This is a genomic window from Vibrio sp. 1-2 (7-a), assembly GCF_013048515.1.
In the GTDB taxonomy this organism is placed as follows: Bacteria; Pseudomonadota; Gammaproteobacteria; order Enterobacterales; family Vibrionaceae; genus Vibrio; species Vibrio diabolicus.
On record NZ_VHSQ01000002.1, the window covers coordinates 374,116 to 386,466 of the forward strand.

Here is a 12,351-nt window from a genome sequence, read left to right on the forward strand (position 1 = left end):
AAAGTATCACTGATATTGATAACTTTTTAAGTCCTCTGTGTTTGGGTTATAAACACAAAAAAGCCGCCCGTTATACAACGGGCGGCTCAGTTTTTAAATAAGCTAGCGTGATTTTATACTGCTTGGGCAAACAGCAAGAAACAGCCGAACAGGAAGATCATGCTCATTCCCATTACGCCGCCACCAGCTTCATAAATATTGTCATCTTCTACTGGCACTTGACGCACTTTCATTGTCATTGATAATGGGACAAAGACCGCGAGAAACACAAGAATAATCCCCGCGTAGCTAAGAATAGCCAAGAAGTGTTCTGGCGCAAATACAGCACCTAGTAGTGGTAGCACAAACGTGGTAACAAAAATCACCGGCTTGCTTGCTTTCAGTAGGTCTGCATTTTGATCGTATAGCGCCATTGCCACACCTAAGAACGACGTTAACAGTGCTAACCCAGTGAACATGGATAGGATAAACTCCAAACCCTCGTATTGCTGACCTAATACCGAGATCAACTCCGTTACGTTGGAGTATTGAACAAGCTCATGAGGTGGTAGGTTACCGACAACTGCTAACAACCATAATAAGTAACAAACAAGCGGAATAGTTGAACCCACGATAATCATATTACGCAGTTGTGTTTTGCTCGCTTCTTTGTTGTAAGTTACAAGCGATGGGATCACGACCATAAAACCGAAACTGGTGAAAAGCACCGAGCTTGTCTTAATTAGCGCCATCTTATCGTCACTCACGACTTCATCAAGTCCTTCAAACGAGACGCTTGGTGCAAGCGCAAAAAGTGTCAGGATCAACGCCACGATCATGCCTAAGAACAAACCGCGATTAAGCTTATCTACAACCCCTGTACCTGCCGAAACAATGATACCGACTAAAAGAGTAAAACCGACTTGGCTTGCGATCGTAGATGTTGGCAGCCCAATTGAGGCTGTTACTTTTTGTACGAGATCACCCGCACCAATGATATAAGCCATCAATAGACAAACTAACAGGGCGTAAAGCAAGCTGTTGGTTACCAACTGGCCACCTTTACCTAGCGTTTCGCGAGCAATTGCATTCATGCTCACGCCGCCGCCTACTTTGCAACTGGCCTCAAGAAGGAGCAGCGCAGCGTAAGTCGTCCCAGCCCAGATGAACAACATAAGAAGAGTGCCCCAGAGGAGGCCAAATTGAGCAAGCACCATTGGTATAGCAAGCATACCAGCGCCAAGAGCAGTACCTGCAACGATCAGGGAGCTGCCGACAAGTTTTAGGTTCACGGTTAATACCTCTAAATTCAATCCGTTTATTTCTCGCCAGTTGTGCTACATCCAAAGCACACCCAACAAAACGCTCTACTCAACCAAAATTTGGTTACAAGAACCCTATATGGCTAAGAAAACATGCAGCAAAAGGTGGTTAATTCAATTGCACATGAACACTTGAGAGTCGTTTTGGGCGATGTCATCGTTGATGAAATGCGCACAACTTTGGGTTCGAAGCAAAATTGTTCATCTTAATTCATCAACCCCATTCGTTGTGAATGGATTTGGTTCGAAAAGATTGTAAGGCATAAGCAGGACGATTGAAAAGCAAAAGGTCAATCTTATAGCGATATATTTTAACAACTCTCCTCATTCACCTAAGATGTGTCGTTATTTTCATCACTAATCAGTCTTTTATCGCCTAATGAGAGTAAGAACGTGCTCAACCGCTCAATTTTGGATGGGTGTACAAATTAATTTACAGTTCAAGTAAAGGTGTTAGATTCCAGGGGCGTAGCCTAGATCGGACAATATCGCTATTATTCGCTGCGTACCGAGACTGTTCGGTTCACATACCTCTAAACACTGATTTACGGTTCGAAACTATAGGTAAATGAGTGTCCGAATGCTGGGTGTGGTTCCCCAGCATTTGCATCCTTTCTTTTTGGTGTTATCCAAGCTGTCTAAATCTAAGCTAGCTTGCCCATTCTATTAATACGCTTTATCTAACGCTCCGATGATATAAGTTAATGCTGAAACGCCCATATCCGCGACCTGCTTCTCAGTCACACTCATATTTTCATACGCAATCTGCAACTCTACCTCACCTATCGATTCTTTATGAAGATAAAGCTCTTTGTAGTTCATCAACCTCTGTTGAGACTGTCGAGTCAGAGCGACAACATTGTCTTTAGTGACACGATGCTGCTCATTAAGCTCGCTAAATAATTGATCTAAAATGCGTTGCATTTTGCGAATTGAAGATTTTGTCTCGATTGATTTGTATGATTGATACTTTTCCATTGAGTTTATAACTGACTAAAATATGTACATTTTTATTAGATAGCTATTCTTATACTGATTGCAAAACAGGTAAATATGAGATGGTTAAACTGGTCCACTTCTTGCTTTATTTAGGTCAAAACTGTCCTTTCAGGAGAGCACATGCAGGTCGACCCTATTATTGAAGCACTGATTGCGAGAAGAAAAGCGAGTGGCCTCTCCCGTGAACAAATGGCAAACATCGCAGGGATGAGCGTGAAAACGTATCAACGGATAGAGCGTGGAGAATCCGACCTGAAACTTTCCCAATATCGCTCCATACTGCGCTCTCTGCATTTGACCGATCTCGACATCGCATTGGATATAAGAGACGTTCAACACGTAACAGCGGATGATCTAATGGCCGTTGCACGCTTGCTGTCTCCTGAAGCTCAGTCCCTACTTGTTCGCCTGTTATCGCTCGTTATTGAACAGCGGAACACAAAAAGCGGCTCATAACCTTATGACTGATTAAGAGCAATAAAATTCCCGCTCGGCCTATAATATTCTCGAATTATGGCCTTCGTTCCCTTTTTCATTGATTCCTCTTTTCACGCTTTATATGACAGTCGCGTTGTCTGTTCTACGCCTCCCCAAAACGAATAAAACCCGCAGCTTGGCGGGTTTTAGGGCTGTATAAGAAAATACTTCGTTTAATGTGTTTGGGATTTTACTTAGTAAAAATCCTTAAACTCTGGAATCCTCGCCTTACCTCTCAGCAATAAGAAGTTCAAGAATCGGCTCGTCGACGTAGTGAGTATCTTCTCTTCTTCCACACCGTGTTTTTCCAGCAAAGCAATCGCCAAATCTAACTTAGAGATCTCTTCACAGAAGTGCGCATCAGATCCGGTACTGAAGTAAACGCCAACCTCTTTGCCCAGCTCGACAATGCGATCACAACGGGAATCACTACCCTTACGGCTTTTGCCTGTCAAAGATGTATTGTTAACTTCAACCGCAACATTGTGCTCTTTAGCACAGCGCAGCACCTGTTCCATATCGAATGGGTAATTTGGGTTGCCTAAGTGACCGAGAACATCCACCCTGCCGCTTTTAATCGCATTTATCAGAGCGGCAGTATGCTCAGCTTCGGTTGCGGGCTTGAATACGGGTTCATGGAAACTCGCAATCACCCAGTCAAGATGTTGGTCAGAAGACGATGGTAAGTCTATCTCCCCTTTCACATTCAGCGTGTTGGCTTCGACACCACGGAGAATACCTACATCGTGTAAAAAGCGGGGCAAAATTCTTTGATTATTGAAATGCCAGTAGTGAGGGGCTCCTGGCATCTCGGGAGCATGATCGGTGATACAAAGAAGTTTTAGCCCCTTATTCTTGGCAGACAATGCGTTCTCTAAAATGGTGCTGTAGGCATGTCCACTGGCAATAGTATGGGTGTGGCTATCAACGACGATATCCATGGTGACCTCCTAAGTTGTGGACGAATTATCGAATGTCGAACGAACCGTTTTGATTGAGAAACAGCGTGAGATCCGCTGGAATTGAGTGATTTAAAACCTTATCTACATTTACGGCATCTGAGTTCAAATAAAACTCCAATGCAGCTTCTGGATCTGTACCACCACGAATCTTACGGTTTACTAAGCGTTCTTGCAGAAACTCAGGCTGTGTATCGACGAAGACGCTAAAATCTGCCAAACGATGCAGTTCATTCCACACTGGTTCATTAAGCAGTAACCAATTCCCCTCAACGACAACCACATTCCGATTTACCAAAATGGCGTCGTCGACTGGATCATGCAAATTGCGGTCGTAGTATGGCCATTTTGTATCTTTCATTTTGAGCTGTTTGAGCTTGTCGATAAGCTCCGTCAGATTAAATGTTTGATAGGACCCCTTAATACTGCGCAGAGGCACGAGCTCGCCATCTCGTTCAATCGTATTGTTGTCGAGGATCTCATTTGGATAGTGGAAACCATCAAACGGCAGCACTTGTAAAGGCTCTTGGCTTTCATCATGTTCAGAGAGATATTCCCAGAACGCAGCAAGGGTTGACTTACCGCTGCCCGGAGGGGCACACAAGAACACCACAATGCGTTCCTGCTTCTCATGATAAAGACGGGTAAATTTTTCGATAAGAGGTTGATGGATTCGCTTTACGTCGGCATCAGGAAAGGTAGCTTCGGTTTCAAAACCACTGACGTTTAAATTCACTTTCATGGTGAACCCTTATTGATTGATCTCCCCTTCGATTCTTTCTATCAACATTTCACACGACAGCTTCAACACTGTTTTGATGAGAGATTCGTATCTCATTTGCGAAAAGGACTCAAACGAAGAGAACTTAAGCTGATTGATCGACTCAAGATAAAAGCTGTCTTGCTGAGAAGAGAGTACCGCTTGGTTTTTGATGAAGTCATAAATCACGTCATCCGCGAATTCGACTTTCTCCGGTTGGCTAACCACATACTCCAACACCTGATCGTACAACCCGATATCGGCGTAAGTTTCCAAAGAGATTTTGCCCATCGCAAACATCAGCTTCGATACCACATCGGTTGTTGCTAACGGACCATCTTCTTTCAATAAAGGATCCACAGCATACTCCTTCACAAGGTCGTCTTGAACGAACACTTTCGGAAGCAGTGCTTTTAACTTGAGGTTAATTATTTTGTTAGAAACCTGAAGAAACGAAGTGGCATTTTCGCACTCGTCCAGTTTCTCCAGTAATTCATCTTCACGTGACAACGTATTATGACCTCTCCATTGTGTGGCAGCGCAAAGGCTACCACACAAATTCGTTGCAACTAAACCGTTAAGCTCACGTCATAAAACTCAAGTAACGCTTTTTCTGCATGCGCGTTCCACACATAGTTGTTCGCGCACAAAATCGCATCGAGTTCCGCAAAGAACGGGTCTTGGTCTGCCAGCGATAAGAAATCATCAATCGCGGTCAATGGCAGGTCAATATGCGGGTAAATCAACTTCTTACCGCCCGGAATATCCAGCTGATTCAAAATCGTATGGGGTGCAGCTTGTAAGCCACCAACATGGGTGATCATGAACGATGGATTGATCTTACCTTGTGAGGAAAGCTCGATAGATTCCACCATGTCACCCTTTGAACCACCGGACGTTCCCACAATGTGCGTTGATTCGTAATGCACGTTGTAGAAGTTAAACGGCACTTTGAAATTCTTATCGGTAGGGCCTGCGAAGAAGTTTAGGCAGCCATCGTTACCCAACAGCTCATCGGCTTGTTCTAGCACTTGAGCAACAGCCGCGTAGACCATTACATCGTCATAACCATTGCCACCGTTGAGTGCTTTGAGATACGCGACCGGATCGTCGATTTGAGCGGTATTCACGTAATGTAGCTCAACGCCCTGCTCTTTGGCTTTTGCAACGGGAATGAGGCTTTCAGCTCGGTCTAAACGCGCGGCGTCGATGTCCGTCACCACGATCAGTTTTGGCTTTACAGGGCCGTTGATCGCATAGTCAATCGCACCAATGCCCATTGGGCCAGCACACGCCAAAAGCGCTAACGCACCACCTTCTTTAATGCCCATATCGTGCTCGTACACGTATTGCGTGGTGTGGTAGCTCGCATGGTACGCACCGATAATGCAAGACATTGGCTCAGCCAGCGACGCATCAGCAAAGTAATCGCCGTGGTAAGGCAGCACGCAGCCTAGGTCGATAGCGATTTTAGGAATAATGGAATACGTCGCGTTGCCGCCAAATGTCTCATAGCTGTAGCCCGCCGAGTAGCCTGTTGGCAAGCCCATGGCAGGTTGCAGAACAAAGTAATCGCCAGCTTTGAATCGGTCTTTTAGATTCTCACCGACTTCAACAATCACACCTGCGTATTCATGACCTGTCATCACTGGCACTTCGTCAATGTTTTCAGGAACGCGTTTGTGTTTGCTACCTAACAATGCTGCTTTGTAAGTGGATAGACAAATGCTGTTTGAAATGTTTTTAACCAGAAGTTCATCGGCTGAAATGCTTGGCAAATCAAAAGTTCTTAGTTGAACGTTTTTCTCACCACAGATAACCGCTGCCGTTGTTTGTACCATGATTTATCTCCTAAATGGGGCGATACCTGCCGCCCCAAACTGCATTGTTAGGCTGGTTGCTCAGTCGCGACCGCTTGTTGCTTAATCTTGTCCATCAGCTCGTCAAGCGCTGGGTCGTTGAGGAAGTTCTTGATCGTTACGACTGGTAAACCTGTCGCGTTGACTGCGCGGCTTTCTAAGCTCTCGTGCGTCACGACGATGTCGGCTTCACTCGGGACTTTCTCGATGGCAAAGTTCTTCACTTCAATCTCTATCCCAGCTTGTACTAGCTTGCGTTTGAAGGTCGAAGCGCCCATTGCACTAGAGCCCATACCTGCATCACAAGCGAATGCGACGAATGAAATTGGTTTGCTTAGTTCTTGCGTCGTAGCAGCTGCAACTGGCTTAACTGCGCCTTCCGCTTTCATCTCTTTCATGTCAGAAACTGACTTCTCAAACTCGCTTTCTTTTTCTTCTGATTTGCTCACTTTCAGAATCGCACTTGCTACCAAGAAAGAGACAATCGTTGCACTTGTCACACCTGCGATGGTCGCGATGAAGCTACCTTTCGGAGTAAGAGCAAGGTAAGAGAAGATAGAGCCTGGACTTGGACCCGCGACCAAACCTGCATCGAATAGGTTGAAGGTTGCGATGCCTGTCGCCGCACCAGCAATCATTGCCACAATCATGATTGGTTTCATGAGTACATATGGGAAGTACAGCTCATGAATGCCACCAAAGAAGTGAATGATGATGGCACTTGGCGCAGAGCGTTTAGATAAACCCTGACCAAACTTTGCGTAAGCCAGCAGCATACCAAGACCTGGGCCTGGGTTAGACGCCACCATAAAGAAAATGGACTTGCCCGTTTCTGCGGCCGCTTGCAGGCCTAGTGGGTAATAAATACCTTGGTCAATGGCGTTGTTCAGGAACAACACTTTTGCTGGTTCGTTAATGATCGCTAACAGAGGCAGGAAACCCGTCGCAACCAACGCTTCGATGCCTGATTTCACAAACAAGTTTGCTGCGGTGACTGAAGGGCCAACAATCTCGTAGGCGAACAAACACAACAACATACCGACGATACCCAACGAGAAGTTGTTGACCACCATCTCAAAACCAGAAGGGATGCGGTGTTGAATACGTTTATCCACTTGCACCACAACCCAAGCACTCAGTGGGCCCATGATCATTGCGCCAACAAACATCGGTATGTCAGCCCCGACAATCACGCCCATCGTACCGATAGCCCCCGCTACCGCGCCGCGTTTTTCACCAACAATCTGACCACCAGTGTAACCAATTAAAAGTGGCAGCAAGTAAGTGATCATTGGCCCCACGAGTTCGCCAAAGGCTTCGTTTGGCATCCAGCCCGTAGGAATAAAGAGTGCAGTAATAAAGCCCCAAGCGATAAAGGCTCCGATATTTGGCAGCACCATGGCGGTCAAATGACCTCCGAAGGCTTGCACATTGGCTCGCATGTTTGCTTTCACGTTATGTTCCTTTTAGTATGCTTTTATTATGTCTAGCACTTGTTCTTTGGAAGAGGCTTGTGCCAGTTTTGCAATGTTCTCTTCATCCACAAACATCTCGCTCAACGCTTGAATCACCTCAATGTGGGTATCAGAGTCTTTCGCAGCTAAGGTAATAAGAATATTGGCCGGACCGAGATCCGATCCAAAATCAACAGGTGATGGGAAAATATGAATGCCTAAGCCTGTTTTTAAAACACCAGTTTCAGGTCGGGCATGAGGCATTGCCAATCCAGGGCATAACACATAGTAAGGACCGTTTTCTTCCGTTGAACGGATGATTGCATCAGCATAATGCTGGGAGACGTAACCTTTATTTTCTAGGTATTGAGTGGTCTTTTTAACCGCATCTTGCCATTGGTAAGCGCGATCATTAATTACATCTACTAGTTCGTGGTCGATTAACTCGTACAACATATTTAACCCTATCAACAGTTCGTCATCTGATGGGTTAATTATCAATAACAGAGTCCCAACCGCGCAACCGAGCTACTTTTGCGCTTCGAGTCACACTTTAAAGCCTGTCAATTTGTTTAAATGGACAGAGCTCAAAAATCCCACACGTAAAAAATCTACAAATTTTATTTGAGCAACAAGTCAATAGACGAATTTTGAATACAATCACCTTCTCGAAAATATTCTTAAAGTTACATTATTTAAATCAGATCACATTAGACCTATTGACTCGATATAATTCGTGATTAATTTCAAAGTTCATTTCGGACCGTTTCTTGATCACTCGCGCTCAAACGTAGATAAGCATCACACTTGTTGGCTAGAAAAAATAAAAACGTCACTGGCTTTCACCAAATTGCAGACACAAAAAACCGCCATTCAGGCGGTTTTGATCAGTCCGCAGACCAAACGGATCGTATGTCTGGCCATCCCCAGTTTGTGAGTGCGACATCTTCCAAGACCCCTTGAAAACGTAGCGTCTGAGTATGGTGGAACATCGGTGCAATCCAATACTCGCTAATCAAAGTGGACGCAATCGGCTCTAACGCGCTCAGGTAATCTTCAAGCGGTGAGAATGCACGGACATTCTCCATTTGAGCATCCAACCACGCCGCATTTTGCACCCCCAAGGTGTGGTAAAGCACGGCATTGCTAAAGAAGTTGCTAAACGCAGACGCATGACGGTTATCGTCCAAGTTGATATTGGTGACAACCAGAGTCTCATCTAGCGTGCCGTTTTTGGCTTTCTCGCTCAGTTCACGGTAGGAGTACATAACGATCTCCACTCGGCTGCCCGCACGCTCTAAACGCGAAGAAATCGCTCGTGCGCACCGGCGTAGCGCCGTGTAATTGTACCCTGCGATGGTGATCAGCTTTGGCAACTTGACCGCATCTCCAAAGGGGCGCAACACTGGCTTCCAGTTAGGCAATAAGTTATAAGCAGGTATGCTCCCAAATATAATGTTTTCATTACGCATCACGTCAGCTAGCAGTTCAGGTTGAATCAATTCACTGATGTATCGGCGCTGGGCCTGAGACAAAGCGTGCTTTGCATGATGGTTAAACAGTGCGAACAAACAACCGTCTTCCGTTCGACTGCGTTTACTCGCTGGTGATACTTCACTGTTTGGCGTCGACATATAGTGGCTGCACATGTCATCAGCAGAATCAGGTTCTGGTTGCAATGTGTTTGCGGCAAGCGATGGATTTTCCATCTGTTCATCGTTGACGATCCATATCGTCACAAAATCCGTTAATACTCGACACGCGTAATAGCCATCAAACGCTTGCAGTTTCAAACGGTTTTCACTGTGCTCAACGACGGAAAATGGACCACTCCCCACCACCAACTTGTTGTTAGCAACGTTCACCTGACTCACGGGCTGAATGCCATATTTCACGCCAGAAATAAGTCCAGCAAAACCCAAGTCAGGTCGGTTAAGCTTAAAAACAACCTTCAATGGATTAAGTGCCGTAATGTTGGCAACATGCGCCAGCTCTTTTTCGTAGTATTCCAAAGAGCTTAATTTGGCGAACAAACTGACAACCGTTTCAGCATCAATTGGGTTGCCATTATGAAAAGTCAGACCCGGACGAAGATAAAATGTCCATTCGTACAAGCTGTCATCATAACGCCAATGATGAGCCAGCTCTGGCTGCACCTGCCCGTTGTAATCGCTCGAAACCAAACAACAATAAATTTGGCGAAGCAAAAAACGTTCACTACTTCGCTGCAGTTGATGCGGAACCACACGCTCGAACATGCGTTTGTAGGTCAGCTGAATATTGAGCCGCCCCTCTTTTACCGATGCGCCCGACGTTGTTTTGAGGAGTCGCCCAAATGCAGCTTCATCTTCATCCAGAATCGACAGCGCTTTCTCGTACTTACCAAGCTTGATTCGCTCTAGTGCAAGGCTTTCTTTTAGCGCGCTGAGTTCAACGTTTAACAACAATGTTGAACGCTGGTTCCGTCCCGGTTTTGGTCGCCAACTTAACCACGCTATCTCTTGCATCTGCGCCAGCAAACTGCGCGCATGACGAGGCGAAGTAAACAACAAATCGGCGATTTCTTGCAGCGTGGTTTTTGCTTCATTACCAACACCAAAAGAGAGCAAGCGTTGGTAATAACGAAATAAGTTGAGATCAGACACCGCACGCACCTTAACTCTAGGAGGCCATTCAATAGGCGTATTTTACTGAACTTGGCGGCAATAAAATAAGAAAACTTCCAAACACTTTGTTCCCCTTTTACTAACATTTCGTGCCTATATTGTAGGAAAACCCCACCAATTCGGTTTTATCAGGAATAAAGCGAAGAAATCTACTCTCTTTTTCGCCTCCCCTTTTTTCACCATACTAATTTAGCGAGCAGGAAATATAGAGAATTGCTCATGACCTAACCCCCAAGCAGAACTTAGCTCCTGATACCACACCCCCAATTCGTCGTATCTTTAAGTTCTGCTTTTTTACTGCCAACAGTTGCGCCTTAGAAAAAGCACACGTACACTTAATCGCAATTCGACGATTAACTATAAAGGTTTGCTCATGAGCAACAAATGCAGCGAAACGTGCCAAATTGCTTTTGAAGCCACGCAAAAACAACTCGATAAAGAGCAAGCACTCGCCGCTCAAGCGAAAGCGCTGTCTCATCCTGCTCGCTTACGCATTCTGCATATTCTTCACACTTTAGACACCATGGGCGGCTGCTTAAATAGCGATTTAGTCTCTGAGTTAGGTTTAGCGCAATCGACCGTATCAGAACACTTACGTATTCTAAAACAGGCCGGGTTTATCAGTGCAGAACCTAACCCGCCAAAGGTTTGTTACCGCATTCAACGTGAAAAACTGAACGCGTTTAACGCTCAATTTTCCGGTTTATTTAGTTAGCTAAGACACATTGCGCGCTTTCCATGCGCGCAAAGATAAACTATAACCTTATATATCGCCTTTCGACGATAAACGAATAGAGATCACTATGACGACTGAAGTTTTAAATAGTGCCAGCGAAAAAATGAGCTTTCTTGACCGCTACTTAACGGTTTGGATCTTTGTCGCAATGGCCATCGGCGTGGGGATAGGCGCAGCCTACCCGCAAGTAGCAGAATGGAACGAAGCAATGTCCGTTGGTAGTACGAACGTACCACTCGCCATTGGTTTGATTTTGATGATGTACCCACCACTCGCCAAGGTGAACTACGGTCTATTAGGAACGGTAACGAGAGATAAAAAAGCCATCACGCTGTCTCTGGTTATGAACTGGATCATCGGCCCAATCCTGATGTTCGTTCTTGCTTTAACCTTTCTTGGTGATCATCCAGGTTACATGGTCGGTATTATTTTGATTGGCCTTGCACGCTGCATCGCTATGGTTTTAGTGTGGAATGATATTGGCGGCGGCAACAAAGAATATGGCGCGGCCTTGGTGGCATTAAATAGCGCATTTCAAATTCTGACTTACAGCGTTATGGCTTGGCTATTCATCACCGTACTTCCACCGTTCTTTGGCTATGAAGGTTTTGTGGTTGATATTTCCATGGGAGACATTGCGGAAAGCGTATTGATTTACTTAGGCATTCCGTTCCTCGCTGGTTTTCTCAGTCGTAAATGGTTAGTAGCTGCAAAGGGTGAGAAGTGGTACAACGATGTGTTTATTCCTCGAATTTCACCCATTACTTTGATCGCTTTGCTCGCCACCATCGTGCTGATGTTCAGCCTCAAAGGAGAGATGATTTTACAGCTACCAATGGATGTGTTCCGCGTGGCAGTCCCACTAGCGATCTACTTCGTATTGATGTTTTTTACCAGCTTCTTTATCGGGAAGAGAATGGGCATCCCCTACGATAAAAATGCCTCCATCGCTTTTACGGCGACGGGCAACAACTTCGAGCTGGCGATCGCGGTTTCCATTGCTGTATTTGGCCTGAACTCCGATCAAGCATTCGCTGGCGTGATTGGTCCGCTAATCGAGGTTCCCGTTCTGATTGCTTTGGTTAACGTCGCACTGAGGATGAAAACCAAATACCAGAGCTAAAATTGGAAACATAAAGA

12 protein-coding genes are annotated in these 12,351 nt (G+C 45.4%); 3 read left to right on the top strand and 9 right to left on the bottom strand.

The features are described from left to right. Nucleotides 1-113 precede the first annotated feature (113 nt). Together FKN08_RS09330 and FKN08_RS09335 are read right to left on the bottom strand one after the other, a co-directional pair. Nucleotides 114-1,271, bottom strand: a complete 1,158-nt coding sequence (locus FKN08_RS09330) for an aromatic amino acid transport family protein (RefSeq protein WP_170891953.1) — start codon at nt 1,269-1,271, stop codon at nt 114-116. Between the two features lie 696 nt (nt 1,272-1,967). Continuing rightward, entirely contained in the window at nt 1,968-2,279 is a 312-nt protein-coding gene (locus FKN08_RS09335; protein ID WP_167427648.1) for a hypothetical protein, read from the bottom strand. 141 nt (nt 2,280-2,420) lie between these two features. Between FKN08_RS09335 and FKN08_RS09340 the strand changes: the two genes are divergently transcribed. Then, nucleotides 2,421-2,756, top strand: a complete 336-nt coding sequence (locus FKN08_RS09340; protein WP_005391220.1) for a helix-turn-helix transcriptional regulator — start codon at nt 2,421-2,423, stop codon at nt 2,754-2,756. Between the two features lie 215 nt (nt 2,757-2,971). Here FKN08_RS09340 and FKN08_RS09345 read toward each other — a convergent pair whose 3' ends face one another. The 7 genes from FKN08_RS09345 to FKN08_RS09375 form a co-directional block, all read right to left on the bottom strand. Continuing rightward, nucleotides 2,972-3,718 (bottom strand): phosphatase, encoded by a 747-nt coding sequence (locus tag FKN08_RS09345; RefSeq protein WP_170891954.1) that lies wholly within the window; start codon nt 3,716-3,718, stop codon nt 2,972-2,974. A 25-nt stretch (nt 3,719-3,743) separates the two neighbouring features. Beyond that, nucleotides 3,744-4,478, bottom strand: a complete 735-nt coding sequence (locus FKN08_RS09350) for a nucleoside/nucleotide kinase family protein (RefSeq protein WP_170891955.1) — start codon at nt 4,476-4,478, stop codon at nt 3,744-3,746. A gap of 9 nt (nt 4,479-4,487) precedes the next feature. Continuing rightward, on the bottom strand, nt 4,488-5,006 hold the full coding sequence (locus tag FKN08_RS09355; RefSeq protein ID WP_053809580.1) for an MltR family transcriptional regulator: 519 nt from the start codon (nt 5,004-5,006) through the stop codon (nt 4,488-4,490). Between the two features lie 59 nt (nt 5,007-5,065). After that, a complete protein-coding gene (locus FKN08_RS09360) occupies nt 5,066-6,337 on the bottom strand; it encodes a zinc-binding dehydrogenase (RefSeq protein ID WP_170891956.1) in 1,272 nt (423 codons plus the stop codon). A gap of 47 nt (nt 6,338-6,384) precedes the next feature. Further along, nucleotides 6,385-7,809 carry a PTS mannitol transporter subunit IICB gene (locus FKN08_RS09365; protein ID WP_081442488.1) on the bottom strand — a complete coding sequence of 475 codons (1,425 nt, stop codon included), beginning with the start codon at nt 7,807-7,809 and terminating at the stop codon, nt 6,385-6,387. A 12-nt stretch (nt 7,810-7,821) separates the two neighbouring features. Further along, a complete protein-coding gene (locus tag FKN08_RS09370) occupies nt 7,822-8,265 on the bottom strand; it encodes a PTS sugar transporter subunit IIA (RefSeq protein WP_005391226.1) in 444 nt (147 codons plus the stop codon). Between the two features lie 431 nt (nt 8,266-8,696). Further along, on the bottom strand, nt 8,697-10,454 hold the full coding sequence (locus tag FKN08_RS09375; RefSeq protein ID WP_170891957.1) for an SgrR family transcriptional regulator: 1,758 nt from the start codon (nt 10,452-10,454) through the stop codon (nt 8,697-8,699). 394 nt (nt 10,455-10,848) lie between these two features. Between FKN08_RS09375 and FKN08_RS09380 the strand changes: the two genes are divergently transcribed. Continuing rightward, the gene (locus FKN08_RS09380; RefSeq protein ID WP_006742094.1) at nt 10,849-11,190 is read left to right on the top strand and encodes a winged helix-turn-helix domain-containing protein; all 342 of its coding nucleotides are present in this window, start codon (nt 10,849-10,851) and stop codon (nt 11,188-11,190) included. 88 nt (nt 11,191-11,278) lie between these two features. Next, a complete protein-coding gene (gene arsB / locus FKN08_RS09385; protein ID WP_005391233.1) occupies nt 11,279-12,334 on the top strand; it encodes an ACR3 family arsenite efflux transporter in 1,056 nt (351 codons plus the stop codon). The last annotated feature ends 17 nt before the right edge of the window (nt 12,335-12,351 follow it).

What these genes read in the sequence shown, in the direction of transcription:
- FKN08_RS09335 (WP_167427648.1), bottom strand. Translation starts at nt 2,279, where the DNA reads ATGGAAAAGTATCAATCATACAAATCAATCGAGACAAAATCTTCAATT.
- FKN08_RS09360 (WP_170891956.1), bottom strand. Translation starts at nt 6,337, where the DNA reads ATGGTACAAACAACGGCAGCGGTTATCTGTGGTGAGAAAAACGTTCAA.
- FKN08_RS09370 (WP_005391226.1), bottom strand. Translation starts at nt 8,265, where the DNA reads ATGTTGTACGAGTTAATCGACCACGAACTAGTAGATGTAATTAATGAT.
- FKN08_RS09350 (WP_170891955.1), bottom strand. Translation starts at nt 4,478, where the DNA reads ATGAAAGTGAATTTAAACGTCAGTGGTTTTGAAACCGAAGCTACCTTT.
- FKN08_RS09380 (WP_006742094.1), top strand. Translation starts at nt 10,849, where the DNA reads ATGAGCAACAAATGCAGCGAAACGTGCCAAATTGCTTTTGAAGCCACG.
- FKN08_RS09340 (WP_005391220.1), top strand. Translation starts at nt 2,421, where the DNA reads ATGCAGGTCGACCCTATTATTGAAGCACTGATTGCGAGAAGAAAAGCG.
- FKN08_RS09345 (WP_170891954.1), bottom strand. Translation starts at nt 3,718, where the DNA reads ATGGATATCGTCGTTGATAGCCACACCCATACTATTGCCAGTGGACAT.
- arsB (WP_005391233.1), top strand. Translation starts at nt 11,279, where the DNA reads ATGACGACTGAAGTTTTAAATAGTGCCAGCGAAAAAATGAGCTTTCTT.